Genomic DNA, 24,925 nt, shown 5'->3' on the forward strand with positions numbered 1-24,925 from the left:
GCCGGTGGCGGACGGCCGGTCGCAGACGCCTGCGACCGGCTCGGATCAGAACACCGCCATGCGGCTGTTGATCAGGTCGGTGACCAGCATGTGCCCGGGCGCATGCGTGATGCAGAACTCGGGGCGCACCGCCGCCACCACGGACTGCGGCGTCACGCCGCAGGCCCAAAAGACCGGCATCTCGCCCGGCCGGATCTCGACGGGATCGCCGTAATCGGGGCTGCCGATATCCGCGATGCCGATCAGCGCCGGGTCGCCGATGTGCACGGGCGCGCCATGCACCGACGGAAACCGCGACGTGACCTGAATGGCGCGAATGGCGTCGGCGGCCTTCAAGGGCCGCATCGACACCACCAGCGGACCGCCGAATACGCCTGCGGGCTGCGTCGCGATGTTGGTGCGGTACATGGGCACATTGCTGCCCTGTTCGATGTGGCGCACAGGCAAGCCGTTGTCCAGCATCGCCTCTTCGAACGAGAACGAGCAGCCGATGAGAAATGACACGAGATCGTCGCGCCACAGGTCGCGCACGTCCGTCGGCTCGGCCACCAGCTCGCCGTCCTTCCAGACCCGGTATCGCGGAATATCGGTGCGGATGTCGATGTCCGCGCCCAGCTCCGGCAACGCCGGGTCGCCGGGCTCGGACATGGCCAGCAAGGGGCACGGCTTGGGGTTGCGCTGGCAAAAATGCAGAAAGTCCGCCGCCAGGGCGCGCGGCAGGATCGCCAGGTTGGCCTGCACGTGTCCGGGCGCCAGATTCGCCGTGGGGCCCGTCAGGCGTCCGCTGCGGGCATCCAGCCGCGCCTGGCGGGCAAGCGCCAGGCTGGTTCTAACGTTATCTACGTCAGGCATGCATTCTCTCGTTGCGAAAAGATTGCCGGTCAGCGGCCGGCGAACAGGTCTTCCACGGACAAGCCGATGCCCAGCACACGGCGGTCCGCGCCATTGCTGGCCGCGATCATCAGGCCCACGGGCGCGGTGCCCGGTGCGTGGCACGGCAGGGACAGCGCGCAGCCATCCAGGAAGTTGATGAGGGTGGGATTGCGCAGGATGAGACCATTGGCAGCGTAATAGGCCTCGTCGGAGGCCTGCAGGTCCGCCACCGGCGGCGCCACGATGGGCGTCGTGGGCATGATGAGCGCGTCGTAGCCGGCGATGCGGTGGTCCACCGCCGCGACCCAGGCCTCGCGCGCATCAAGCAGCGCGATGTAATCGGCCGCGGACATGTCCTGCCCGCGCATGATCCGCGACACCACGCGCGGATCGTAACGCTTGCCCGCACGCGCGATCAGGTCCTGGTGCCAGGCCCAGGCCTCGGCGGCAGTGAAGCCGCCCTTGCTGTTGATGGAAGCCAGCGCGGCGAACTCCGGAATCTCGATCCGGTCGATCAGCGCCCCGGCCGCTTCCAGGCGTTGCACGGCCGTCGCAAAGGTGTCCGACACGTGCTTGTCCATGGCATCCAGCGCCAACGTCGTCGGGATGGCCAGGCGCAGGCCGCGCACCGGCAACGCCTGCGGCAACGGCCCCGCATCGCCCGACAAAATGGCGTCCAGCTCAGCGCAGCAACGGACGCTGGCGGCGATGGGACCGATGGAGTCCAGGTTTGCCGACAACGGCAGCACGCCTTGCATGGACACGCGCCACGCGCTGGGCTTGAAGCCGGTCAGGCCGCACAGCGCGGCGGGGATGCGCACGGAACCGCCCGTGTCCGATCCGATCCCGGCAACGGCCATGCCGTCGGCAACCGACACGGCAGCCCCGGACGAGGAGCCGCCCGGAATGCGGCCGGTGGCGCGGTCATACGGATTGAGCGGCGTGCCGTAGTGCGGATTGATACCCAGGCCCGAGTACGCGAACTCGGTCATGTTGGTGCGGCCAATGATGACGGCGCCGGCTGCGATCAGGCGCTGCACGACCTCGGCGCTCTCTTCGGCGGCGGGCTCCCCTTCGCGCGCCACGGAACCGGCCATCGTGGTTTCGCCCTGGACGTCGAACAGGTCCTTGATGCTGATGGGCAGCCCCTCGATTGCGGACCGCACGATGCCGGCCGCGCGCAGCGTGTCGGACGCGCGCGCCTGCGCCAGCGCGGACTCGGCATAAAGCTTGGTGAACGCGCGGGCGCCCTCGCCCGCCGGATCCTGCGCGCGCGCCAGTGCGGCTTCGGTCAACGCGACGGAGGTGCTGCGGCCCTCGCGCAGGGCCGTGGTCAGATCATTCAAGGTCGAAACCATCATTGTCCTAATGCCGCCTGGCGGCGTAAGTGTTCGGACGGGCGCCTTCGCAGGGAATGCGCCCGGGTTCAATGCCCGGCAAGCTGGCGGTCAGGCCACCACGGGCAGCGACTCGACATGATAGCGGTGGCGCAGCGTGCGGTTCAGGCGCGGATCGTGCAGCTCCATCGTGAAGTCGGCGGCCGGGCGGATGCCGCCAATGGCGGCCACGGTGCCGCAGGTCATGCCCGCGCCTTCCGGCAGGACGGCGCCGCCGCCCGTGTAGCCGGCAATCAGATCCTGGGGCGTGCGCAGCGTGGACAGCGGGCCTTCCTGGTACAGCACCTGCTCGCCGTTTTCCACGATGTAGGCACGGATGATGAGTTCGTCCCAGTGCCCTGCCACGTCCGCCAGCCGCCACGCTTGCGCGCCCACAGGCTTGACGCAGACCTGCTTGGACATCGCCACGCTGACGGTCTCCAGCTTGCGGTCGGTGTGGTCGGACGCGATGCTGACGTACATTTCGCCATCGACGGCGAACACAAAGGTCTCGACTTCGCCCGACGATTCCTCGCCCAGCGCCTGCACGTTCGATGCCTGCGTGAGTTGGTTCTCCGCGATGCGGTAGTACAGCGGGACGCTGCTGGGCCGCGGCACGCCGATGGCGGCCAGCTCTTCGATGTGATGCTCGATGGCGGCCATGTCTCGCCCGGCCCAACCGGCCACGATCACGCTGTTGAAGGTCACTTCCACCTGGCGGGGATTGGCGTCGTCGATCTGGAATACGGCTTTCATATCAGTCCTGCGAATAAGGGGGATGGGGAATGGCGCGGCCGCGGGGCCGCGCCGGTATCAAGGGCGCATCAACCGAAGGCGCGCGGCAGCCACAGGGCGATGTCCGGCCAGAAGGCCAGCAGCGCCAACATCACGAACATGGCGCCCACGAACGGCAGGCTGCCGACAATGACCGCGCTCATGGAGCCGCTCTTGCGCAGGCTTTGCACCACGAACAGGTTCAACCCGACGGGCGGCGTGATGAGCGCCGCTTCCACCAGCACGATGATGACGATGCCGAGCCAGATCGGGTCATAGCCCAGGCCGATCATGATGGGCGCCACGATGGGGATGGTCGTGATCATCATGGACAGCGTTTCCATGAAGCAGCCCAGCACCAGGTAGAAGATCACCACGATCAGCAGCATCCAGCCCGGCGACAGGCCCAGTCCGGTGATGGACTTGGTCAGCGCGTCGGTCAAACCCGTGGCGGACATGATGAAGTTCAGGAAGCTAGCGGCGATGACGATCAGCATGATCATGGCCGTGGACCGCATCGTGCCCTCCAGCACCTCGCGCAGCATCGACCACGTCAGACGCCGGTACCACGCCGCCAGGATGAATGCGCCCAGCACGCCCAGCGCGGCCGCCTCGGTTGGCGTCGCCAGGCCGGCGTAGATCGATCCGACCACCAGGAAGAAGATGCCAAGCGGCGGGGCCAGGTGCACCAGGCTGGCGATACGCTCGCCCCAGGTCGCGCGGATTTTCTTGCCGCCCCACGAGGGCTTGGCCACGCAGGCGATCACGACCGTCAGCATGAAGAGCGCCGCCATGGCGAAGCCCGGAATGATGCCGGCCAGGTACAGCTTGGGCACCGACGAATTGGTCAGCACGCCATAAATGACCAGGTTGATCGACGGCGGGATCAGGATGCCCAGGGTGCCGCCCGCGGCAAGGCTGCCCAGGAACAGCGGTTCGTTGTAGCCGTACTTGCGGATCTGCGGAATGGCAACGGTGCCCACGGTGGCGGCCGTTGCCACGCTGGAGCCGGAGGTCGCCGAGAACAGCGTCGAGGCGCCAATGTTGGCGTGCATCAACCCGCCCGGCAGCCACGACAGCCACAGGCTCATCGCGCTGTACATGCGTTCGGCAAAGCCCGCGCGCAGCAGCACCTCGCCCAGCATGATGAAAAGCGGAATCGCGACCAGCAGGAACTCGTTGTTCGAACTCCACGAAATCTCGCCGATGGCCCGCGTCAGCGGCAGCATCGAGAACATCGGGTCCAGGATCAGGCCCAGCACCCCCAGGGCTGCGCCCACGGGGATCGACAGGCCGATCAGGACCAGCAGCAGTGTCAAGGCGGTGGCAATCATGCGGCTTCTCCCTTCACCATGCGCTCGCCAGCGGCGGCTTCTTCGTCAGCCTCTTCCTGGGCGGAACGCACGCCGCAGATCTGCTTGACCAGTTCGATGTCGCCCGTGACCAGCGCGGCCGACGCGCGCGCCAGCATCAGCGCGACCGTGATGCACATCCAGCCCAGGCCCAGCAACCACAGGCCTTGCGGTATCCAAAGCGGCGTGGCGAGCGGCGTGTTGGCTGCCGACTTCTGGGTCCACGAGGTCACCACCACGTCGTAGGCGTAATAAGTGAGGAACACCATGAAGACGGCCAGCGCCACCATGGAGATCCAGTCCAGCACCGCCGACAGGCGTACCGGCAAAAATTGGTAAAGCACGTCGACGCGCACGTTCGCGCGTTGCAGCGTGGCAAAGGCCAGAGCCCACGATGTGCTGATGGCAAAAGCGTAGCTGGACAATTCGTCGGCGCCCCCGGTCGTGAAGCCCAGGAATTTGCGGGCCAGCACGTCGAAGGAGATCAGCAGCACGCTAGCCACCGTCAGGGCGCCGCCGGCCCAGACGGCTGCGCGGGAAAAGCTCTCGGCGCGCCGCAACAGGCCGCCGAGCAGGCGGAAGTGTTCGGTTTGTGTCATGAAAGGAACCTCTGGTGGCTCGACCCGGCGTCGCGGGCGGCCACCGCCGACCCGAATGCCGGGTCACGGTTGCCGCGCGCCGCACAGGCCGGAATTGGCGCCGGCCCCAGGGGCCGGCGCCTTCTGGCGCTTACTTGCTTGCGGTCAGGTTCAGCGTCTTGCCGACGGTGGCGTTCCAGTCCTTCACGCACTGCGCCGAGCAGCGGGCGGCCCACTTGGGCAGGACGGCCTCTTGCGCCACCTTCTTGAGCAGCGCCTGATCGGCCTCGGACGGCTGCACCAGGACCATCTTGCCCTTGACCGGGAACGGGCATGCGGCCGCACCGGTGTTGCAGTCATAGCCTTCCTGCGTCTGGCGGGCGGCGGCATCCCAGATGTTGTCGACCAACGTCGTGATCTGGGCTTGCAGGAACGTGCGCACCTTCGGATCCAGCTTGTCCCAGGCCTTCTGGTTGACGGCGTGAATCTGCTGGTTCCAGTTGATCGGCAGCGCAACCAGGTGCGTGGACACTTCGTACCACTTGGCCGAGTAACCCGACAGCGAACCCGTGATGGCGCAATCGACAACCTTGTTCTGCAGCGCGGGGACGACTTCGCCGAAGGCCATCGTCACGCTCGAGCCGCCCAGCGCCTCGACGAACTCGGCCGTGGTGCGGCTGCTGGTGCGGACCTTCTTGCCCTTGATGTCCGCCAGGCCCTTGATCTCGGCATTGCAGAACAGCACTTGCGCCGGATAGGTGGAAATGCCCAGCAGCTTGACGTTGTTGCCTTCGCCGTAGAGCTTGGCGTAGACGGGTTCGAAAGCCTGGGTGACGGCGCGAGCGGTCTTGACGTCAGGCGCCAGGCCAGCCAGGTCGATGGCCTCGTTGATCGGATTGTCGCTGGCGAAATACGACAGCGTGGCGGTGCCGAATTCGATCACGCCCTGCGACATCAGGCGCAGCAGCTCGGGCCCCTTCAAGCCCATTTCATTGAAGCCCTTGATCTCCGCCGTGACCTGCCCCTTGGACTGCTCGGGAATGGTCTTGGTCCAGAACGGCTTTTCGTAGTCGTTGTAGGCGGTGAGGTTCGACAGGCCACCCACGATCTTCAGATGGGTCTTGGGCAGGTCCTGGGCCTGGACGGCGCCGGCCAGCAAGCTGGCGGCGACGGCGGCAAAAACAAGAGACTTCTTCATGGAAAAACTCCTGGCTGGCGGGATCGTCTGTCGCGCGCGGGATCCCGTTGTCCTGGTCGCGCGCCGGTAGGAATCGGTGGTCAAGGATGGGGATATCCAGGCCCTACGTCGTTATGAGCGCCATTGCATCGCCAGGGGCGGCAAGCGTCCAATCGTATGTTCCGATGTGGGGGTATAAATTTTTCTTGGGTCTCGCGATGCCGGGCAACGCCATTCGCCGCAAACGACGTATTGGCGCGGCTTTGCGGCCATCAAGCAGGTGTGGAACAGTGCCTGGCGGGCACGTCCCGGGGCAGCCCGCAACGCCGCTGGCTCGGGAAAACACCTACGGCTGTTTTGCCCGCTCAGGCCTGCGCGGCGACCTTTTGCGCCATCTGCGCGATGACGCGCACCGCATGGCTGTCCGGGCCCTGCACCCATGTGGCGGTAAAGCTCAGTTCAGGCAGCGGGTCGGCCTGCACCTGCAGAATCCGCAACTCGCCGCGGGCCAGTTCCTTGCCCAGGAACACAGGCGCGATGACGCTGGTGCCGATCGCGTCCTGCGTCATGCGGACCACCATGGACATTGAAGCGCTGCCGTACATGCGCGGTGCGGTCACGCCCGCCCGGGTCAGCATGTCGCGTACCACGCGGTAAGGCGAGCTGTTGGAGGGATACGTGATGATCGGCAGCTTGCCGATCGTGGCCAGCGTCAGGGGCTCCGGCCCCAGATCAAGCAGCGGGCTGGCCACCCACGCCAGCGGATACGTGCAGAGCGGCAGGTTCTCCACGCGCGCTTCCAGCACCGGCCCCATCAAAAAGGCCAGATCGATCTGGCGCGACATCAGGTGCGAACGCAGCACGTGCGTGGTGTCCACTTCGATCTCCAGCACGAGCGCCGGATAGGTCGCATGGATCAGTTCGATGAGCGCGGGCAGCCAGGTCTGCACAATGGTCTCGGCGACACCGATGCGCACCGTGCCGGACATGACGTTCTGCTCGCGCGCAGCCTCGAACATGTCGCGCCGCACCTGCAGCATGCGTTCGGCATGCGACAGGAGTTCGTGCCCCTTGGCGGTCAGTTTGACCCCGCGCGCGTCGCGCTCGAACAGCTTGACGCCTAGATCCGCCTCGAGCGAAGCAATGCGCTGCGAGACGGCGGGCTGCGTGGTGTTGAGCTTGTCCGATGCGGCCCGAAAGCTGCCCAGTGTGGCGACCCAAAAAAAAGTTTCGACGTTGCGTAGTTCTATCATTGGCCTTTTCCCCCGGCGGGATGAGCGTATCATGTCAGCCGCTCATCGCCCCAAAGGCGCCATGCCCTGTGTACGCTGAAAGGAGTACCCGCCATGTCCCCGGCCGATAACGGTCGCCCGCGCTCCGGCGCGTCCACCGCGCGCGGCCCGATGATCGGCGTGCTGCTGCTCGTGCTGTCGATGTGGACCCTGTCGTGCCTGGACGCGAGCGGAAAATGGGTCATGAACGCGGGCGTGCCCTTGCTGGTGCTGTCGTGGGTCCGTTACGCCATCCATCTGGTGCTCGTCCTGGCGCTGGTGCTGCCCGCGCGCGGCGTGCGGGTGCTGCGCAGCACCAAACCGCGCGAACAGCTCATCCGCGGCGGCTCGATGTTCCTGGCCACGCTGATGTTCTTCACGACACTCAGCTACATCCCCCAGGCCGAAGCCACCTCGATCAATTTCCTGGCGCCGCTGCTCGTGCTGTCGCTGGCGCCCTGGATCCTGAAGGAACCGGCGCGCATGTCGCGCTTCGTCGCCGCTGGCATCGCCTTCGTCGGCGTCCTGATCGTCATCCGCCCAGGCGGCGGCCTGCACCCGGTCGGCACGATCTTCGGCCTGCTGACCGCCTGTTGCTTCACCGCGCAATTCATCGCCACGCGCCGCGTGGCCGGCGACGATCCGTTCACCTCGCTGATCTGGAGCGGCGCCGTGGGCACGATCTGCCTGACGCTCGCCCTGCCCTTCATCCTTCCGCCCGCCCTGCCCGTGCTCCAGGCCTTGTCGGCGTTCGACTGGATGGTGCTGATCTCGACGGGCGTCACCGGCTGCGTGGGCCACCTTTTCCAGATTGCCGCTTACCGCCGCGCCCCGGCCTCCACGCTGGCGCCGTTCATCTACCTGCAGATCATCAGCGCCACGTCGGTCGGCTGGCTGGTGTGGGGGCATTTTCCCGACCCGCTCACCTGGCTGGGCATTGCGATCATCTGCGCCAGCGGCATGGGCATCGGCATGATCGAATGGCGGCGCAGCCGCGCGCTGGGCGCCGCGCTGGCCCAGGCGGCCGCCGGCACGACGGCCCGGCGCTGAGCGAGCGGCGCCCACCCATCACCGGCCGGCCGCCTCCCGTACAATGCGCTTCGCCTGATGCCCGATCCGGCATCTGCCCCTGGCGTATCCCCAACAAGAGGCTCCCATGATCATCAAGCCCCGCGTGCGCGGTTTCATCTGCGTCACCACCCATCCTGCCGGCTGCGAAGCCAACGTGAAGCAACAGATCGACTACGTGAAGGCGCAAGGACCGGTGCCCGGGGGACCGAAGCGCGTGCTGGTCCTGGGCGCGTCGACGGGATACGGCCTGGCCGCGCGCATCAGCGCGGCTTTCGCCTGTGGTGCGCAGACGCTGGGCGTATTTTTTGAGCGACCGGGCGACGCCGGCAAGGCAGGCACGCCAGGCTGGTACAACAGCGCCGCGTTCCACAAGTTCGCGCAGGCCGAGGGGCTGTACGCCAAGAGCATCAACGGCGACGCGTTTTCCGATGAGATCAAGCAGCGCACCATCGACGCCATCAAGGCGGACATGGGCCAGGTCGACCAGGTCATCTACAGCCTGGCCGCGCCGCGCCGCACGCACCCGAAGACGGGTCAGGTCCACACCTCCACGCTCAAGCCCATCGGCAAATCCGTGACCTTGCGCGGCCTGGACACCGACAAGGAACTCATCAAGGACGGCGTGCTGGAGCCGGCCTCGCAAGACGAGATCGACGCCACCGTCGCCGTGATGGGCGGGGAAGACTGGCAGATGTGGATCGATGCGCTGCTGCAAGCCGGTGTGCTGGCCGAAGGCGCCACCACCACCGCCTTTACCTATCTTGGCGAAAAGATCACGCACGACGTCTATTGGAACGGGTCCATCGGCGCGGCCAAGAAAGACCTGGACCAGCGCGTGCTGGACATCCGCGCCAAGCTGGCCGCGCGCGGCGGCGATGCCCGCGTGTCGGTGCTCAAGGCCGTGGTGACGCAGGCCAGTTCGGCGATCCCGATGATGCCGCTGTACCTGTCGCTGCTCTTTAAGGTCATGAAGGAAGACGGCACGCACGAAGGCTGCATCGAACAGGTGTATGGACTGTATCGCGACAGCCTGTGCGGCGCTTCCCCCATCCTGGACGACGAGGGCCGGTTGCGCGCCGACTACAAGGAACTGGATCCGAAGGTGCAGGCGCGAGTGCAGGCGCTGTGGGATCAGGTCGACACGGCCAGCCTCTATACGCTGACCGATTTTGCCGGCTACAAGCGCGACTTCCTGCGGCTGTTCGGCTTTGAGATCGACGGCGTGGACTACGACGCGGATGTCGATCCGGTGGTGCCGATCCGCGAACTAGCCTAGCGCCTTAATCGGCCGGCACCATGCGGCCGGCCGCCAGCACCAGTTGCCGCCCGCAGCGCGCCGCCAGTTGCGGGTCATGCGTGACCAGCACGAGCGTCGTGCCTTGTTCGCGGTGCAGGTCGAACATCAGGTCGATGACCGTCACGCCAGTGGCGGCATCCAGGCTGCCGGTGGGTTCGTCGGCAAACAGCAGGTCTGGCTGCACCACGAAGGCCCGGGCCAGCGACACCCGTTGCTGCTCGCCGCCCGACAGCGTGCGCGGGTAGTGGTGCAGGCGCGCGCCCAGCCCGACGCGCTCCAGCATGGCCTGCGCGGCCTCGCGCGCCGATTGGCCCGCCAGTTCAAGCGGCAGCATCACGTTTTCCAGGGCGGTCAGATTGGGCAGCAGCTGGAACGACTGGAACACGAAGCCCACATGATTGGCCCGCAGGCGCGCGCGGCCGTCCTCGTCCAAGGCAAACAGGTCCTGCCCCGCAAGGTGTACGCTGCCCGCACTGGGAACATCCAGGCCGGCCAGCAGTCCCAGCAGAGTCGACTTGCCCGAACCGGAACTGCCGGTGATGGCCACGGCACTGCCCGCGGCGACCGTAAAATCGATTCCTTCCAGGATAGAAAGCGACCCGCCGGCATCGGCCACCCGCTTGCCCAGCCCTTTCACCACGATTGAGTTATTGCTATCCATGCGCCTATTTTCCCGTCTGCTTCTCGTGACTGCCTTTGCGACCGCCGCGGCGGCGCCCGCCCACGCTCAGACCGCCGCCGCGGCCCAGGGTTCCTCGCCGCGCACCGTACTGGTGGTGGGCGACAGCCTGTCCGCCGAGTATGGCATCAAGCGCGGCACCGGCTGGGTGCCCCTGCTGTCCGAAAGGGTTTCCGAACAATACCCGAAGTTCAAGGTCGTCAATGCCAGCATCAGTGGCGACACGACCAGCGGCGGCGTTGCCCGCCTGCCCGCGCTGCTGCGCCAGCACGCCCCCGCCGTCGTCGTGCTGGAACTGGGCGCCAATGACGCGCTGCGCGGCCTGCCCCTGAACATGACCGAGCAGAACCTGCGAACGATGGCTCAGGCGGCCCGCAAGGCCGATGCCGACGTGCTGATCGTCGGGATGCAGATCCCGCCGAACTATGGCCGGGATTACGCGCAACGCTTTGCCGCGGTATTCAGCAAGGTCGCCAAAGACGAAAACGCCCGGCTCGTGCCCTTCCTGATGGAAGGTATCGCAACGAACCGGGCGATGTTCCAGGCTGACGGCATCCATCCGAACGAGGATGCCCAGCCTCAATTGCTGGACAACGTGTGGCCGACGCTGCGGCCCCTGTTGAACTGAGCGTTGCCTGCCGCGATCAGCCCGCGGCCTGGGCCTGATCGCCGCGAATGACGTCGGCGGCGGCCGGCAGCACATTCACCTTGTACTGCTCGCGCAGCATGCGGATCATGGCTTCGTTTTCGGCCTGGCCCCAGGCGCCCGACAACTGCTGCGCCAGGCGCTCCTTGTCGGCGGCTTCGGTCTGGCCCGCTTCCACCTTTTCCAGACGCACCAGCGTGTAGTCCACGCCGGACTGCACGCCCGTGAAGGCCGGCAGCGCGGCCGACGGCAGGCGCATCACGGCATCCAGCACCGGGCGCGACAGATCCTGCGGATTCTGGCGCGACACCGTGACGGCGGGACCAAAGCCTTCCGGCGCCGCGGCAGGATTGGCCTTGTTGGCGGCCAGGGCAGCCTCGCCTGCCTTCTTGGCGGCTTCGGCCGAGCGCTCGTCCAGCAGCTTGGCGCGGATGACGTCGCTGACCTTGTCCAGCGGCGGCACGTGTGCCGGCTCGACAGCGGCGACACGCACGGCCAGCATCGTGTCGGGCGCAAGCTCGATCACGCCGGAGTTCTGCTTTTCACGCAGCACGTCGGGCGAGAACAGCACCTGGCGCACGCGCGGGTTGTCCAGCAGCGCGGCGTCCGGGCTGTCGGCGGCGGAACCCGGGCCGGCCTTCGCGGCGGGCAGCAGGCCTTCGCGGGTCACGCCGGAGGCGGTGCGCAGCTTGAGACCCACGGCGTCGGCAGCCGGTTGCAGGCTGTCGCGCTGGTCGTAGACCTGCTTGTTCAACTGGCTGGCCATTTCCGAGAAGCGTTGCGCGGCGATCTGCTTGCGGACTTCGGCGGTGATCTGGTCCTTGACCTCGGCCAGCGGCTTGATGGCAGCCGGGCTGATTTCCGTGACCTTAAGGATGTGCAGGCCAAACGGGCTTTCGACCACGCCGGAGACCTGATTGGCGGCAAGGCCGAAGATGGCCTTGTCCAACGGGCCCGCCTGCGAACCCGGCGCGATCCAACCCAGGTCGCCGCCCTTGGCGGCCGAGCCCGAATCCTGCGAATTCTTGGCGGCCAGCTCAGCGAACTTGCTGGGGTCGGCGGCAGCTTGCTTGGCGATGTCTTCGGCCTTGGCGCGCGCGGCCTTGCGGGCATCTTCGGAGCCGCCGGACGGCAATTCGATGAAGATGTGGCTGGCGCGGCGGCGCTCGGGCTGGCCAAAGCGGTTCTTGTTCTGTTCGTAATAAGCAGCCAGGTCTTCGTCCTTGACCTGCACGCCTTGCGTGGCGGCCGCTTCGTCCAGCACCAGGTATTGGACCTGCACCTGTTCCGGCACCTGCAGCTGCTGCTTGTTGGCGTCGTACCAGGCCTGGATGTCGGCCGGGGTGACGGTGACCTGCGAACGGAAGTCGGCTGCCGAGAAATTGCGCAACTGCACCGTGCGCGTCTGCGTCAGCGCCGATTCGAGCGCGGCCACCACTTCGGCCGGCGCGCGGGCCGATTGGCCCACGGGCTCGAGCACCCGGGCGATGGCCAGGTCACGGCGCAGGCCGGCTTCGAACGAGGTCGGCGACATGCCCTGCGCGGCCAGCACCTGGCGATAGCGCTCGGGCGAGAAACGGCCGTTGTCCTGGACTTCGGGGATGGCGGCGATCGTGTTGCGCAGGGTCTCGTCGGACACCGAGAAACGGTTGTCGGCGGCCACATTGGCAAGCAGGCGCTGGTTGATGAGCTGGTTCAGCAGGCCTTCACGCAACGCGGGCGTGTCGATCACGGCCGGGTCGAACTGCGTGCCCAGACGCTGGCGGAACTGGTCGAGCTGGTTGCGGTGCGCCTGGTCGAACTCGGCGCGGGAAATCGGCTGGCCAGCCACCGTCGCGAGCTCGGGCTCCCGGTTCATGAAGCTGTCATAGCCTTGAATCCCGACCAGGAAGAAGGAAGGCACGATCAAGATCAGCAGGATGAACTGCATCCAGCGCCGATGGCTGCGAATAAATTCGAACATGGAATCCCTGTTGCCGCGCTCCGGGATGGATGCCCGGGGCCGCACGAAAACGCATAAAAAAAGGCGAAGTGGATTCGCCCCTATTCCCATACCGGTTATTACCGGGATCAGCGGGCGGATTTTACCATTTCTCATTCATTAAGGAGGCCCGCGGTTCTCCCGCCCCGCGACGGCCATGCCAGCGGCTGTTCCGTCCCCGCCCATCTCGCCCCCGTCAACCCGGGAAACCCCCATTACCTGCCCCGCCCGGCGCTCGTATCGTGGGCTGGGGCTGTCCCGCCAGTCGGGCACCCATCTGCCAGGCCGGAGCAAGGCCGGTCTCCCACCCGCGCGCTAAAAGGGTCACTCACGATGCCGTTCATGCCTTCCCGCCTGCCTTTTCTGAAATCCTGCGTCGCCCTGGCGTTCCTGGGCTGCGCCCAGGCCGCGCAGGCCGCTCCGGTCGCCGAGATACTGGACGCGGCCAAGGGCCAGCAGCAGGCGGTGCTCGACACGATGCGCGAACTGGTGAACATCGAGTCGGGCAGCAAGGACGTCGAGGGCGTCGAACGCATCGCCGGACTGATCCGTGACCGGCTCCAGGCGCTGGGCGGCACCGTGGAGATCGTCGCGCCGACGGATGTCTTCCGGCTGGACGACACGCCTGACAAAGTCGGTCCGATGGTCCACGCCCAGTTCAAGGGCAGCGGCAGCAAGAAGATCATGCTGATCGCCCATATGGATACCGTGTACCGCAACGGAATGCTGAAGGATCAGCCCTTCCGGATCGATGGCGACAAGGCCTACGGCCTGGGCATCGCCGACGACAAGCACGGCGTGGCGGCCATCCTGCACACCATCGCCCTGCTCAAGACATTGAAATTTTCCGACTACGGCACCCTGACCGTGCTGATCAACGGGGACGAGGAGATCAGCTCGCCGGGGGCTCGCAGCACCATCACCCGTCTGGGCGCCGATCAGGATGCCGTCTTTTCGTTCGAGGGAGGCGGCATGGAGCCGCGCCTGACGCTGGCCACCAGCGGCATCGGGGCGGCGTACCTGAAGGTGCAAGGCAAGACCTCGCATGCGGGCGCGCGGCCAGAAGGCGGCGTCAATGCGCTCTATGAGCTATCCCATCAGCTGCTGCAGCTGGACGACCTGTCCAAGCCGGACGAGGGACTGAAACTGAACTGGACGGTCGCCCAGGCTGGCACCAACCGCAACGTCATTCCCGGTCTGGCCACCGCGCAGGGCGACGCCCGCGCCCTGCGCGTGTCGGATTTCGACGCGCTGGCGCGCACGCTGGAGGAACGGATCCAGAAAAAGCTGCTGCCCGAGTCCAAGGTCAGCGTCAAATTCGAAGTCCGCCGGCCGCCGCTGGAAGCGACGGCCGCATCGCGCGCGCTTGCCCAGCACGGTGTGAAGATCTACCAGGAGCTGGACCTGCCGCTGAAAGTGGTGGACCGGGCCAGCGGCGGCGGCACGGACGCCGCCTTTGCGGCGCTCAAGGCCCGCGGCCCCGTCATCGAGGGGATGGGGCTGAGCGGCTTCGGCGCGCATTCGAATGACGCCGAATATGTCCTGATCGGCAGCATCGTGCCGCGCCTGTATCTGGCCACGCGCATGATCATGGACGTATCCGAGGACAAGGCGCCGCTGAAGTAGGTGCGGGCCAAGACAAGGTATCCTTGCAACCTGTCCCAAAAGAACCCCGAAGCAGCACCGAAATGACCGCAACCCTTCCCTCCTGGCCCTACTCCCGTTACATCGCGCACCGCGGCGGCGGCCGCCTGGCTCCGGAGAACACGCTGGCCGCCATGCGCGTGGGCGCCGAAAACGGCTTCACCATGTTCGAATACGACGTGAAGCTCAGCAGTGACAACGTCCCGGTGCTGATGCACGACGACGACGTCGACCGCACCTCCAACGGCACCGGCCCCGCGGCCGCCAAGACGTTCGCCGAGCTGGCCCAGCTGGACTTCGGCAGCTGGCATTCGCCCGCCTACGCGGGCGAACCGCTGCCCACCTTTGCCGCCGTCGCGCGCTACACGCTGGCCAATGGCATTGCCAGCAACGTCGAGATCAAGCCCTGCCCGGGCCGCGAGGCCGAGACCGGCCGCGCCGTCGCCCTGGCGGCCCGCCAATGGTGGCAAGGCGCCGATACGGCGCCGCTGCTGTCCTCGTTCGCCGAGGAAGCCTTGCAAGCCGCCCTTGAGGCCGCGCCCGAACTGCCGCGCGCGCTGCTGGTGGAAAAGGTGCCGGCCGACTGGCGTGAACGGCTTGCCAAGTACCAGTGCGTCGCCCTGAACATCAACCAGAAGGACGCCACCCGCGAACTGATCGACGCCGTGCACGCCGCCGGCTACCGCATCGCGGCCTGGACCGTCAATGACCCCGAGCGCGCGCGCCTGCTGCTCGACTGGGGCATCGACGGCATTTTCACCGACGAGCTGGCCGCCATCCGGCCCGCCGCCTGAGGCAGACAGCCCCGTGTTCAGCTACCGCCACGCCTTTCACGCCGGCAACCACGCCGACGTGCTCAAGCACGCCATCCTGGTCCACACCCTGGACTACTTCAACAAGAAAGACGCTCCGTATTGGGTCATCGACACCCACGCCGGCGCCGGCCTTTACAGCCTGGACAGCGACTGGGCCGCCAAGACGTCCGAGTTTGCGGACGGCATCGGCCGCCTGTGGGAAGCCCAGGACCTGCCGCCGCTGCTGGCCGATTACGTCGCGCGCATCCGCGACTACAACACCAACGGCCGGCTGCGCCGTTACCCGGGCTCGCCCTGGCTGGCGCTGGACGCGCTGCGTCCGTCCGACCGACTGCGCCTGTTCGAGATGCACCCCACCGAAATCGACACGCTGGTCGGCAACCTGGAGCATCAGGGCCGTGCAGCGCAGCGCCAGACCACCATCTATGGCGACGATGGCTTCGAAGGCGTCAAGGCGCTGCTGCCCCCGCCCACCCGGCGCGGCATGGTGCTGATCGATCCCTCGTATGAGGACAAGCACGACTACCGCCGCACGCTCGTCACGGTCAAGGAGTGCATCAAGCGCTTTGCCACGGGCACGTATGCCATCTGGTATCCGCTGGTGCAACGGCGCGAGGCCAGCGAAATGGCGCGCCACTTCGAGAACCTGAAGGTCAAGAGCTGGCTGCACGCCACGCTGACGGTCAAGAAGGCGACCATCGACGGCTATGGCCTGCACGGCAGCGGCATGTTCCTCATCAATCCGCCCTGGACGCTGCACGACGCGCTGAAACAGGCCATGCCGTACCTGGCGCGCGAACTGGCGCAGGACGAGCGGGCTGGCTTCACGTTGCAATACCGCGAGAACCCGTTCCCCGTTCCCAAGAAGCAATCGGACGACTGACGCGCCGTCCGCTTGCGGCGGTGCGATCGCGCAGACGGCAAAAGGGCCGCGCCTTCATGGCGCGGCCCTTTGTACTTGCGGGCTTGCGGCGGCTCAGACCGTTTCGACGTCGGCATCGCGCAAGGCTTCCTGCGCCAGCGCCAGCTTCGAGGCCGCATCGCGCAGCGCGGTGCGAAGGCCTTCCTCGATCACGGGATGGTAGAACGGCATTTCCAGCATGCGCGCCACCGTGAGCTCTTGCTGCACGGCCCACGCAAGCAGGTGGCCGATGTGTTCCGCGCTGGGGCCGATCATTTCGGCGCCCAGGAAGCGGCCCGTTTCGATGTCGGCATACACGTGCAGCATGCCGCGGTTCTTGAGCATCACGCGCGAACGGCCCTGGTCGCTGAAATCGACCGCGCCGATGACGAACGTGCCCGGCACCAGCTTCGCATGGCCCGCACCGACCAGCGCGATCTGCGGATCCGAGAACACCACGCCCAGCGGCGCACGCCGCAGGCCCTGGCGCACGTCGGGAAAGCGCGCCGCGTTTTCGCCGGCGATGCGGCCCTCGTCGGCGGCCTCGTGCAGCAACGGCGCGTCGGCGTTGGCGTCGCCCGCGATGAAGATCGGCGAGCTACCGGCCTGCATCGTCAACCGGTCGAACTGCGGCACGCCCTGCGCATTCAGCGCCAGCGACGTGTTCTCCAGTCCCAAGCCGTCGACGTTGGGACGGCGGCCCGTGGCGACCAGCGCGTAGTCGAAGCGCTCGGTGCGCTCGCTGTTGTCCAGCGCCACGTAACGCACTTCGACCTCGTCGCCGACGCGGGTCGTTTCCAGGACGCGGGCGTCCGTATCCAGGTAGAACTCGCGTTGGAAGATCTTGCGCGCGGTCTGGCGCACCTGCGGATCGCTGATGCCGCCCAGGCTGCCGCTCATGCCGAAGACCCGAACTTCCACCCCAAGACGGGCGAGCGCCTGCCCCAGTTCCAGCCCGATCACGCCGGGCCCGAAGACCGCGACGCGGTTCGGCAGATCGTCCCACGCAAACACGTCATCGTTGACGACGAGCCGGTCACCCAGTGCGCGAAACGGCGGCGGCACCGACGGGCGCGAGCCGGTGGCGATCACCACGCGCGAGGCCTGGATTTCGGTATGGTCGTCCACACGCAGCACCGTGTCGGACACGAACTTCGCGTAGCCGCGAACCTTGTCCTCGGCGGGAATGTTCTCGACGCCATCGACCACGAAGCCCACGAAACGGTCGCGCTCGCGCTTGACGCGGTCCATGACCTCGGCGCCGTGAACCGTGATCTCTCCGCCGACATGCACACCGAAAGCTTCCGTGTGCGCCGCCGCATGCGCAGCCTCGGCGGCGGCGATCAAGAGCTTGGACGGCATGCAGCCAACGCGGGCGCAGGTCGTGCCGTAAGGGCCGCCTTCGATGAGCAGCGCGCGCTTGCCCGCTGCCTTGGCGGCGCGATAGGCAGCCAGGCCTGCGGTGCCGGCGCCGATGACGGCAATGTCGGTGTGCAGCGTCTTCATGATTCGGAACCCCCTGTGATGCAAGTTTTTCAGTATCGAGCAAAGCGCGGCGACGTGCGCCGCGCTTTGCGGCGGGAGGGGGGCACGCCCCCTGCCCGGCCCCATCGCCAGGTGATCAGGCGAAGTGCGCCTTCAGGTCTTCCAGGCCGCCGATGAGGGCGCCGTTGATGAACACCTGGGGCGCCGTGCCCTTGCCCGACACTGCGCCGATCACACGGCCGCGGACCTTGTTTTCGAGGGGGATCTCGATCGGGGCGTAGCCCTTGCTGTCCAGCAGCGCCTTGGCTTCGACGCAGAACGGGCAGCCCGGCTTGGAGAACACGACCACCTGGTCCGGCTTCTTGGCCGACGGCGCGACGTGAGCCAGCATCGTGTCGGCGTCCGAGACTTCAAACGGGTCGCCTTCCTTTTCCGGCTCGATGAACATCTTTTCGACGACACCGTCCTTGACCAGCATGGAATAGCGCCAGCTGCGCTTGCCAAAGCCCAGGTCGCTCTTGTCGACCAGCATGCCCATGCCTTCGGTGAAGGCGCCGTTGCCGTCGGGCAGCAGCGTGATGTTGGCCGATTCCTGATCCTTGGCCCATTCGTTCATGACGAAGGTGTCGTTGACCGACACGCAGACGATGCTGTCCACGCCAGCGGCAAAGAACGCGGGGGCCAGTTCGTTGTACCGCGGCAGGTGGGTGGACGAGCAGGTCGGCGTGAACGCGCCGGGAAGCGAGAAGACCACGACCGTCTTGTTCTTGAACAGGTCGTCGGTCGTGACCTTCTTCCACGTGTTGTCCTCACGAACGGGGAACGTCACATTGGGAACACGTTGGCCTTCGCGGTTTTGCAGCATTCGAATTTCTCCTTGGTAGCTAAATAAATTGGCGGTTTCGATCCGCCATGAGAAGAATCATAAATCCGGGCTATCAAACAATCCAATTTAATTAATTCAATTGATTGATAGTTATAGACAATGATTGCATCTCTAAAGAAATACGAAAACTATCACAGATCCGCGATGGGCAGCGTCAGATTCGCGCGGGTTCGTACCCGGCATCGCGGATGGCCGCCTCGACCTTGTCGGCCTGGTCGGTTCCCGTGATCGTTACGCGATGCGCGGGCAGGTCGACGGCCACAACGGCGCCAGGGACGGCTTGGTTGACGGCGCTGGTGATTGTCTTGACGCAATGGCCGCAGGTCATGTCAGGCACTTGGAAAGCGATGGTCATGGTTTTTCTCCGGAAGGTTCAAAGGTGGCGCACGGCCACCATAACGGGCAGGTTAAACGTTCCCATTATGGCAAGGTCAAGCGTAGAATGGCGCTTGACCTTCCCATGATGGGAAGGATGAAACTGGGTGCTCCCATTCAAACAGAGACAGCCATGCGCGCAGCAAACCCACCCCCCATTTCCGAATTGGAACTTGCCATTGAAGGCATGACCTGCGCATCTTGCGTCAAGCGCGTGGAAAAAGCCCTGACGAATGTCCCCGGGGTTGCGCAGGCGCAAGTCAACCTCGCCACCGAGCGCGCGCGGGTCTCATTCGACCCTGCTGCTGCCCAGCCGCAGGCGCTGGTCGCCGCCGTGGAGAAGATGGGTTACGAGGCCCACCCCATCGCCGCCCAGGACGACCACGCCGAGCGACAGTCGCAGGCCCGCGACGCCGAGGCGCACCGGCTGCAGCAGGCGTTCGTCGTGGCGCTCGCGCTGACGCTGCCGGTGTTCGCGCTGGAGATGGGATCGCACCTGGTTCCCGCCATGCACCATTGGGTGCTCGACACGATCGGCCAGCAGAACAGCTGGCTGCTTCAATTCGTGCTGACCACCGCCGTGCTGGTGTGGCCAGGCAGGCAGTTTTTCACCAAGGGGCTGTTCGCCCTGTGGCGCCGCGCGCCCGAAATGAATTCGCTGGTGGCGCTGGGCGCCGGCGCCGCGTGGGGCTATTCGGTCGTCGCCACCTTTGCGCCGGGCCTGCTGCCGCAAGCCGCCCGCAACGTGTACTTCGAGGCGGCCGCTGTCATCGTCACGCTCATTCTCCTGGGCCGCATGCTCGAAGCGCGCGCCAAGGGTAAGACCGGCGCGGCCATCAAGCGGCTGATCGGCCTGCAGCCGCGCACCGCGCGCGTGCTGCGCGACGGCCAGACGCAGGATATTGCGATCGAACGCGTGCGCACCGGCGACATCGTGATGGTGCGGCCCGGCGAGAAGATCCCGCTGGACGGCGACATCGTCGAAGGCAATTCCTACGTCGACGAGTCCATGTTGACGGGCGAGCCCGTGCCGGTCGAAAAGCACCCCGGAATGCAGGCAACGGGCGGCACGCTGAACACCTCGGGCAGTTTCACCTTGCGCGTCACGCACACGGGTGCGGACACCATGCTGGCCCGGATCATCCGCATGGTCGAAGCAGCCCAGGGCGCGCGCCTGCCGATCCAGGCGATGGTGGACCAGGTGACCGCCTGGTTCGTCCCGGCGGTCATGGCGGCCGCCCTGCTCACCTTCCTGGTCTGGTTCTTCCTGGGACCGGAGCCTGCGCTCTCGCACGCGCTGGTCAATGCGGTCGCCGTGCTGATCATCGCCTGCCCATGCGCCATGGGCCTGGCGACGCCGACGTCCATCATGGTCGGCACGGGGCGCGCAGCCGAGATGGGCGTCCTGTTTCGCCAGGGCGACGCCTTGCAGACGTTGCGCGACGTCGATGTGGTGGCCTTCGACAAGACCGGCACCCTCACGCTGGGCAAGCCCACGCTGACCGAACTGGAACCCGCGCGGGGCCATGACGCTCAGCAGGTCTTGCAGTGGGTGGCGTCGGTGCAGGCGCGCTCCGAGCATCCGATCGCGCTGGCCATCGTGGCGGCAGCCGCCGAACGCAAGCTGGAACTGCTTCCCGCCGAAGGCTTTGGGGCGATCACTGGCGCGGGCGTGGAGGCCACCGTCGCCGACCGCAAGGTGCTGGCGGGCGCGGCGCGCCTGATGGCCGAACGCGGCATCGATGTCAGCGCGTTCGGCGCACGCGCCACGGATTGGGGCAACGAAGGCAAGACGCCGATTTACGTCGCCATCGACGGTCAGGCCGCCGCCATGATGGCCGTGACGGATCCGGTCAAGCCATCGGCGGTGTCCGCGATTGCCGCGCTGCACGCGCAAGGCCTGAAGACCGCCATGATTACCGGCGACAACCGCCACACCGCACAGGCGGTTGCGCGCCAGCTTGGCATCGACGAAGTTCGCGCCGAGGTCCTGCCCGACGGCAAGGTACAGGCGATTGCGGCGCTGCGCGAGGGTGGGCGCAAGGTGGCGTTCGTGGGCGATGGCATCAACGACGCGCCCGCGCTGGCCGCGGCCGATACCGGCATCGCGATCGGCACGGGCACGGATGTGGCGATCGAGGCGGCGTCCGTGGTGCTGATGGCCGATGACCTGCACGGCGTGCCGAACGCCATCGCGCTCAGCCGCGCGACGCTCGCCAACATCCGGCAGAACCTGTTTTGGGCATTTGCCTACAACGCGGCGCTGATCCCGCTGGCTGCGGGCGCCCTGTACCCGGCCTTCGGGCTCTCGCTCTCGCCCATCTTTGCGGCGGGCGCGATGGCGCTGTCCAGCGTATTCGTCCTGGGCAATGCGCTGCGTCTGAAGGCCTTCCGCCCCCGCTGGAGGCAAGCATGAACATCGGACAAGCCGCCAAGCAGTCCGGCATTTCGGCCAAGATGATCCGGTACTACGAGAGCATCGGCCTTATCGGACCCGCGGTGCGCACGGACTCGGGCTATCGCGTCTACAGCGACCAGGATCTGCACACGCTGCGCTTCGTGCGCCGCGCGCGCGACCTGGGGTTTTCGGTGGAGCAGATGAACGAATTGCTGGCGCTCTGGAAGGATCGCAGCCGGGCAAGCGCGGATGTGAAGCGCATTGCGCTTGAGCACGTCGATGAGCTGGAGCGCAAGGCCGAGTCCCTGCGCGAGATGGCGGCCACGCTCAAGCATCTGGCGCAGCATTGCCACGGGGACGAGCGGCCTGATTGCCCCATCCTGGAGAACCTGGGCTGCTCGCACTGATGCCAGGCGGCGGGGCGTTGCCCGCCGCCGTGCCTTACTGGCCCGACTGCGCCTCGGCGGCGACGCGCGCCTCGTACGCCTCGGTGGCGGCCTGCTTGGCCGCCGCCTTTTCGGCCGCCGCGGCTAGCCTGGCTTGCTCGGCGGCCGCCGCTTCGGCGGCCGCGTTGGCCGCACGCTCACGGGCGCGCGCTTTCGCTTCCAGCACGCCCTGCGCGTCAAGCGTCTCGAACACGGCGATGGATTCCACATGGCCGGTGTGCGGGAACATGTTGATCACGCCCGCGCTCTTGAGCACGTAGCCGCCTTCGTGAACCAGGATGGCCGCGTCCCGCGCCAGCGTGGCCGGGTTACAGGACACGTAGACAATCCGGCGCGGACGTTCTTCGTACGACAAGTCGGACAGCGCCTGCGACACCGCGTGCGCGCCTTCGCGCGGCGGGTCGATCAGCATGCGGTCGAAGTAGCCCAGGCTGCGCAGCCAGGTGGCGTCGACCTCAAAGAGGTTCAGGGTGGCGAAGCTGGTGCGATCGCCCAGGCCGTGGCGCGACGCCGCGTCGAACGCGCGATCGGTCAGCGCCTTGCTGCCCTCCACGCCAACGGCCTCGCGGCCTTGCGTGGCCAGCGGCAACGTGAAATTGCCCAGGCCACAGAACAGGTCGGCCACGCGGTCGGTGGGCTGCACTTCCAGCAGCTTCAGCGCCCGCGACACCATCGCCCGGTTGATGGCGTGGTTCACCTGCGTGAAGTCGGTCGGACGGTAAGGCATGCGCAGGCCGAATTCCGGCATGGTGTAGGACAGCGTGTCGTTGTGCTCGCGCTCCAGCGGGTGCACCGTGTCCGGGCCCTTGGCCTGCAACCACCATTGCACGTCGTGCTTGGCCGCAAAGGCGCGCAGGATCGCGATGTCGCCGTCGGTCAGCGGCAGCAGATGCCGCAGCACCAGCGCCGTCACGCCCTCGCCGAGCGCCACTTCAATCTGCGGCATGCGGTCCGGCGCGGACATCGAGGCGATCATTTCGCGCAGCGGGATCAGCAGATCGCTGACGTGGCGGGGCAGCACATGGCATTCGCGCATGTCGGCCACGTAGCTGCTCTTGCGTTCGTGAAAGCCCACGAGCACCCCGCCCTTCTTGGGCACCACGCGCACGGACAGGCGCGCCCGGTAGCGGTAGCCCCAGGTCGGGCCCTGCAGCGGCGGCAGGATCAGTGCCGGGCGCAGCTTGCCGACATGCCAGAAGGTGTCTTCGAGCGCGCGCTGCTTGATGGCCACCTGCGTGGTGGGTTCCAGATGCTGCATGGCACAGCCGCCACAGACGCCGAAATGCGGGCAGCGGGGCACCACGCGTTGCGACGAGGGGTGCAGCACCTCGTCCACCCGAGCCGTCTCGTAGGACGGCTTGCGGCGCAGCGTGACCGCGGTGACCCGTTCGCCCGGCAAAGCGCCTTCCACGAAAATGACCTTCCCGTCGCGGCGGGCGATCCCCCTGGCTTCCAGGTCCAGGGATTCGATATTCAAAACGTCAGACATCTCACGCAGTCCAGAATTGCACGCAACCCGTGATTGTAGAAGGACTTCGCGTATTCCCGGAAATCGGGTTTGACGGGGCCGGAGCGGCTGGAGCCACCCCGCCCTGCCCGGCGTCTCGCCGCACATCGCACGCGCAAAAAAAGGGGCTGTTCCGGAATGCCGCCAGGCCAGGCGGCATTCCGGAGCAACCCCAAAAGGCCGGCGCTTTTGACGGCGCCGCCACGGATATCAGAATGCGCGCGCCACCGAGAAGACGGCGCCGATGCGGCCGGACGGATGGCCGTACTTGGTGGGCAGCCAGTTGTCCTTGGTGGCGCCGACGGCGGCCAGGCCGAGGATCCAGCCCTTCAGGTCCTTGGTCACGCCCAGCTTGTAGTCGACGTAATGGCCGATCGAGTCGCCGTCCATGTTGGTCTGGTTCTTCAGCTTCTGGTAGCCCAGGTGGCCCAGCAGTCCCCAACCGTCGCCCAGGTCGAACGTGGCCGTGCCATCCAGGTACCAGGTTCCCTTGCTGTCCGGCGTGCTGAAAAAGTCGCTGGGCGTGTACGAATACTTGAGGCTGTAGTTGCCGTAGGACGCGCCCAGGTACAGGTCGGTGTTGTTGTAGTTGCCGCCCTTGGGCGAGCTGGAGCCGGGATAGTAGTAATGCAGCACGCCCGCATCCAGGGTGAACCCGCCGCCGACGTCACCCTTCCAGCCGCCGTAGAAATCCATTTCCAGATTGCCGTCGGTGAACACGAAGTCGGAGACATTCGAGTTCCAGTTGCCCAGATAGAAGCCCGAGCTGTGGTTCAGGTCAAAGCCCAACTGCACGGCGGGACGGAAGTCGGTCTGCGAATAGCCGCGGAAGCGGTAATCGCTGACTATGGTGGCGTTACCGCTGAGCGAAAAGCCGCCACCCAGGTCGGTGGGTTCGGCTTGCGCCACACCTGCAAAACAAGCGGCAAGCGCGAGGGGCAAGGCTAGCAACGTCTTATTCATGGTGCGAAGGTCCTGATCGGATAGTCGAGAGAGCGGACGGCGCGAGGCCCATCCGGCTGACCGGCTTGTGCAGGTAAAACCGGCTCAAATCCCTTCAAGCAATGTCCGTGCCAGGTATCAGCGCCATCGTGCAACCCGCCGCAACGTCCTTCGGGCGCTGGCCATGCACCATGCTGGTGCCCTGTTATGGGGCGCGGCCATGGCCGATGCGTCAAAACGGGGAAATCCGGCCTGGCTTGGCCTGGCCCGCCTGGAAAACAAACACCCCGGCACGCGTGAAGCGTGTCGGGGTGTGTTCAAGCGGAGGGTTGCCCCAGTTTGCGGCCAGTGTGATGGCCTAGGACTGTCCGGCTCAGTTGGCCTGGGGCGCGGCAGGCGGCGGGGGCGGCGGGACGTCGCCGGCAGCCGGCGGAGGCGGCAGCGTGCCGGG

The 24,925-nt window shown here is 66.5% G+C and carries 22 protein-coding genes; 8 read left to right on the forward strand and 14 right to left on the reverse strand.

Going from position 1 to position 24,925, the window contains the following annotated elements; all coding sequences use genetic code 11:
* Nucleotides 1–45: 45 nt before the first annotated feature.
* From HV786_RS08540 to HV786_RS08570, 7 genes are all read right to left on the reverse strand, one after another.
* Nucleotides 46–852: a putative hydro-lyase gene (locus HV786_RS08540; protein ID WP_056317425.1), complete on the reverse strand. Its 807-nt coding sequence runs from the start codon at nt 850–852 to the stop codon at nt 46–48.
* A gap of 29 nt (nt 853–881) precedes the next feature.
* Nucleotides 882–2,231: an amidase gene (locus HV786_RS08545; RefSeq protein ID WP_128829494.1), complete on the reverse strand. Its 1,350-nt coding sequence runs from the start codon at nt 2,229–2,231 to the stop codon at nt 882–884.
* Between the two features lie 90 nt (nt 2,232–2,321).
* The gene (locus HV786_RS08550; protein ID WP_056317422.1) at nt 2,322–3,005 is read right to left on the reverse strand and encodes a DUF2848 domain-containing protein; all 684 of its coding nucleotides are present in this window, start codon (nt 3,003–3,005) and stop codon (nt 2,322–2,324) included.
* Between the two features lie 68 nt (nt 3,006–3,073).
* On the reverse strand, nt 3,074–4,357 hold the full coding sequence (locus HV786_RS08555) for a TRAP transporter large permease (RefSeq protein ID WP_128829428.1): 1,284 nt from the start codon (nt 4,355–4,357) through the stop codon (nt 3,074–3,076).
* Entirely contained in the window at nt 4,354–4,974 is a 621-nt protein-coding gene (locus tag HV786_RS08560) for a TRAP transporter small permease subunit (protein ID WP_056317417.1), read from the reverse strand. The genes HV786_RS08555 and HV786_RS08560 overlap by 4 nt, the downstream gene beginning before the upstream one ends.
* A 130-nt stretch (nt 4,975–5,104) precedes the next feature.
* Nucleotides 5,105–6,151: a TRAP transporter substrate-binding protein gene (locus HV786_RS08565; RefSeq protein ID WP_056317414.1), complete on the reverse strand. Its 1,047-nt coding sequence runs from the start codon at nt 6,149–6,151 to the stop codon at nt 5,105–5,107.
* 344 nt (nt 6,152–6,495) lie between these two features.
* The gene (locus HV786_RS08570) at nt 6,496–7,383 is read right to left on the reverse strand and encodes a LysR family transcriptional regulator (RefSeq protein ID WP_128829429.1); all 888 of its coding nucleotides are present in this window, start codon (nt 7,381–7,383) and stop codon (nt 6,496–6,498) included.
* Between the two features lie 93 nt (nt 7,384–7,476).
* Between HV786_RS08570 and HV786_RS08575 the strand changes: the two genes are divergently transcribed.
* Both HV786_RS08575 and fabV read left to right on the forward strand, forming a co-directional pair.
* Nucleotides 7,477–8,451, forward strand: a complete 975-nt coding sequence (locus HV786_RS08575; protein ID WP_175210531.1) for a DMT family transporter — start codon at nt 7,477–7,479, stop codon at nt 8,449–8,451.
* A 106-nt stretch (nt 8,452–8,557) separates the two neighbouring features.
* Nucleotides 8,558–9,748, forward strand: a complete 1,191-nt coding sequence (gene fabV / locus HV786_RS08580) for an enoyl-ACP reductase FabV (protein ID WP_128829431.1) — start codon at nt 8,558–8,560, stop codon at nt 9,746–9,748.
* A 4-nt stretch (nt 9,749–9,752) separates the two neighbouring features.
* On the opposite strand, the gene HV786_RS08585 is transcribed toward fabV, so the two are convergent.
* Nucleotides 9,753–10,430 (reverse strand): ABC transporter ATP-binding protein, encoded by a 678-nt coding sequence (locus HV786_RS08585; protein ID WP_056317404.1) that lies wholly within the window; start codon nt 10,428–10,430, stop codon nt 9,753–9,755.
* Here HV786_RS08585 and HV786_RS08590 point away from each other — a divergent pair.
* Nucleotides 10,429–11,076 carry an arylesterase gene (locus HV786_RS08590; RefSeq protein WP_056317400.1) on the forward strand — a complete coding sequence of 216 codons (648 nt, stop codon included), beginning with the start codon at nt 10,429–10,431 and terminating at the stop codon, nt 11,074–11,076. The two genes, HV786_RS08585 and HV786_RS08590, sit on opposite strands and share 2 nt — an antisense overlap.
* A 16-nt stretch (nt 11,077–11,092) precedes the next feature.
* Here HV786_RS08590 and HV786_RS08595 read toward each other — a convergent pair whose 3' ends face one another.
* On the reverse strand, nt 11,093–13,057 hold the full coding sequence (locus HV786_RS08595) for a SurA N-terminal domain-containing protein (RefSeq protein ID WP_056317398.1): 1,965 nt from the start codon (nt 13,055–13,057) through the stop codon (nt 11,093–11,095).
* Between the two features lie 351 nt (nt 13,058–13,408).
* On the opposite strand from HV786_RS08595, the gene HV786_RS08600 reads away from it, so the two are divergent.
* The 3 genes from HV786_RS08600 to HV786_RS08610 all read left to right on the forward strand — a co-directional run bounded on the left by HV786_RS08600 (nt 13,409) and on the right by HV786_RS08610 (nt 16,417).
* Nucleotides 13,409–14,701: a M20/M25/M40 family metallo-hydrolase gene (locus HV786_RS08600; protein WP_128829511.1), complete on the forward strand. Its 1,293-nt coding sequence runs from the start codon at nt 13,409–13,411 to the stop codon at nt 14,699–14,701.
* A gap of 62 nt (nt 14,702–14,763) precedes the next feature.
* Nucleotides 14,764–15,513 (forward strand): glycerophosphodiester phosphodiesterase, encoded by a 750-nt coding sequence (gene ugpQ / locus HV786_RS08605; RefSeq protein WP_175210533.1) that lies wholly within the window; start codon nt 14,764–14,766, stop codon nt 15,511–15,513.
* Between the two features lie 13 nt (nt 15,514–15,526).
* A complete protein-coding gene (locus HV786_RS08610; RefSeq protein ID WP_128829432.1) occupies nt 15,527–16,417 on the forward strand; it encodes a 23S rRNA (adenine(2030)-N(6))-methyltransferase RlmJ in 891 nt (296 codons plus the stop codon).
* A gap of 93 nt (nt 16,418–16,510) precedes the next feature.
* On the opposite strand, the gene HV786_RS08615 is transcribed toward HV786_RS08610, so the two are convergent.
* From HV786_RS08615 to HV786_RS08625, 3 genes are all read right to left on the reverse strand, one after another.
* A complete protein-coding gene (locus HV786_RS08615) occupies nt 16,511–17,941 on the reverse strand; it encodes a dihydrolipoyl dehydrogenase (protein WP_062841172.1) in 1,431 nt (476 codons plus the stop codon).
* 115 nt (nt 17,942–18,056) lie between these two features.
* Nucleotides 18,057–18,785: a glutathione peroxidase gene (locus HV786_RS08620; RefSeq protein WP_128829433.1), complete on the reverse strand. Its 729-nt coding sequence runs from the start codon at nt 18,783–18,785 to the stop codon at nt 18,057–18,059.
* Nucleotides 18,786–18,960: 175 nt separating this feature from the next.
* On the reverse strand, nt 18,961–19,161 hold the full coding sequence (locus HV786_RS08625) for a heavy-metal-associated domain-containing protein (protein ID WP_128829434.1): 201 nt from the start codon (nt 19,159–19,161) through the stop codon (nt 18,961–18,963).
* A 153-nt stretch (nt 19,162–19,314) separates the two neighbouring features.
* Here HV786_RS08625 and HV786_RS08630 point away from each other — a divergent pair, with 153 nt between their 5' ends.
* Both HV786_RS08630 and cueR read left to right on the forward strand, forming a co-directional pair.
* Nucleotides 19,315–21,597, forward strand: coding sequence for a heavy metal translocating P-type ATPase (locus HV786_RS08630; protein WP_128829435.1), 2,283 nt, complete (start codon nt 19,315–19,317; stop codon nt 21,595–21,597).
* On the forward strand, nt 21,594–21,986 hold the full coding sequence (gene cueR / locus HV786_RS08635) for a Cu(I)-responsive transcriptional regulator (protein ID WP_056317380.1): 393 nt from the start codon (nt 21,594–21,596) through the stop codon (nt 21,984–21,986). Before HV786_RS08630 ends, cueR begins: the two co-directional genes overlap by 4 nt.
* Nucleotides 21,987–22,020: 34 nt before the next feature.
* Here cueR and rlmD read toward each other — a convergent pair whose 3' ends face one another.
* Together rlmD and HV786_RS08645 are read right to left on the reverse strand one after the other, a co-directional pair.
* Nucleotides 22,021–23,514: a 23S rRNA (uracil(1939)-C(5))-methyltransferase RlmD gene (gene rlmD, locus HV786_RS08640; RefSeq protein WP_175210542.1), complete on the reverse strand. Its 1,494-nt coding sequence runs from the start codon at nt 23,512–23,514 to the stop codon at nt 22,021–22,023.
* Nucleotides 23,515–23,742: 228 nt separating this feature from the next.
* Nucleotides 23,743–24,495 carry a TorF family putative porin gene (locus tag HV786_RS08645; protein WP_062841176.1) on the reverse strand — a complete coding sequence of 251 codons (753 nt, stop codon included), beginning with the start codon at nt 24,493–24,495 and terminating at the stop codon, nt 23,743–23,745.
* Between the last annotated feature and the right edge of the window lie 430 nt (nt 24,496–24,925).

Origin of the sequence: Achromobacter mucicolens, assembly GCF_902859725.1 — a bacterium.
Taxonomy (GTDB): domain Bacteria; phylum Pseudomonadota; class Gammaproteobacteria; order Burkholderiales; family Burkholderiaceae_B; genus Achromobacter; species Achromobacter mucicolens.

Coding starts and splice junctions, on each gene's coding strand:
- HV786_RS08625 (WP_128829434.1), bottom strand. CDS start 19,161: ATGACCATCGCTTTCCAAGTGCCTGACATGACCTGCGGCCATTGCGTC.
- HV786_RS08590 (WP_056317400.1), top strand. CDS start 10,429: ATGCGCCTATTTTCCCGTCTGCTTCTCGTGACTGCCTTTGCGACCGCC.
- HV786_RS08550 (WP_056317422.1), bottom strand. CDS start 3,005: ATGAAAGCCGTATTCCAGATCGACGACGCCAATCCCCGCCAGGTGGAA.
- HV786_RS08630 (WP_128829435.1), top strand. CDS start 19,315: ATGCGCGCAGCAAACCCACCCCCCATTTCCGAATTGGAACTTGCCATT.
- HV786_RS08565 (WP_056317414.1), bottom strand. CDS start 6,151: ATGAAGAAGTCTCTTGTTTTTGCCGCCGTCGCCGCCAGCTTGCTGGCC.
- HV786_RS08555 (WP_128829428.1), bottom strand. CDS start 4,357: ATGATTGCCACCGCCTTGACACTGCTGCTGGTCCTGATCGGCCTGTCG.
- HV786_RS08575 (WP_175210531.1), top strand. CDS start 7,477: ATGTCCCCGGCCGATAACGGTCGCCCGCGCTCCGGCGCGTCCACCGCG.
- HV786_RS08620 (WP_128829433.1), bottom strand. CDS start 18,785: ATGCTGCAAAACCGCGAAGGCCAACGTGTTCCCAATGTGACGTTCCCC.
- ugpQ (WP_175210533.1), top strand. CDS start 14,764: ATGACCGCAACCCTTCCCTCCTGGCCCTACTCCCGTTACATCGCGCAC.
- HV786_RS08540 (WP_056317425.1), bottom strand. CDS start 852: ATGCCTGACGTAGATAACGTTAGAACCAGCCTGGCGCTTGCCCGCCAG.
- HV786_RS08585 (WP_056317404.1), bottom strand. CDS start 10,430: ATGGATAGCAATAACTCAATCGTGGTGAAAGGGCTGGGCAAGCGGGTG.
- rlmD (WP_175210542.1), bottom strand. CDS start 23,514: ATGTCTGACGTTTTGAATATCGAATCCCTGGACCTGGAAGCCAGGGGG.
- HV786_RS08600 (WP_128829511.1), top strand. CDS start 13,409: ATGCCGTTCATGCCTTCCCGCCTGCCTTTTCTGAAATCCTGCGTCGCC.
- HV786_RS08545 (WP_128829494.1), bottom strand. CDS start 2,231: ATGGTTTCGACCTTGAATGATCTGACCACGGCCCTGCGCGAGGGCCGC.
- cueR (WP_056317380.1), top strand. CDS start 21,594: ATGAACATCGGACAAGCCGCCAAGCAGTCCGGCATTTCGGCCAAGATG.
- HV786_RS08615 (WP_062841172.1), bottom strand. CDS start 17,941: ATGAAGACGCTGCACACCGACATTGCCGTCATCGGCGCCGGCACCGCA.
- HV786_RS08560 (WP_056317417.1), bottom strand. CDS start 4,974: ATGACACAAACCGAACACTTCCGCCTGCTCGGCGGCCTGTTGCGGCGC.
- fabV (WP_128829431.1), top strand. CDS start 8,558: ATGATCATCAAGCCCCGCGTGCGCGGTTTCATCTGCGTCACCACCCAT.
- HV786_RS08570 (WP_128829429.1), bottom strand. CDS start 7,383: ATGATAGAACTACGCAACGTCGAAACTTTTTTTTGGGTCGCCACACTG.
- HV786_RS08645 (WP_062841176.1), bottom strand. CDS start 24,495: ATGAATAAGACGTTGCTAGCCTTGCCCCTCGCGCTTGCCGCTTGTTTT.
- HV786_RS08595 (WP_056317398.1), bottom strand. CDS start 13,057: ATGTTCGAATTTATTCGCAGCCATCGGCGCTGGATGCAGTTCATCCTG.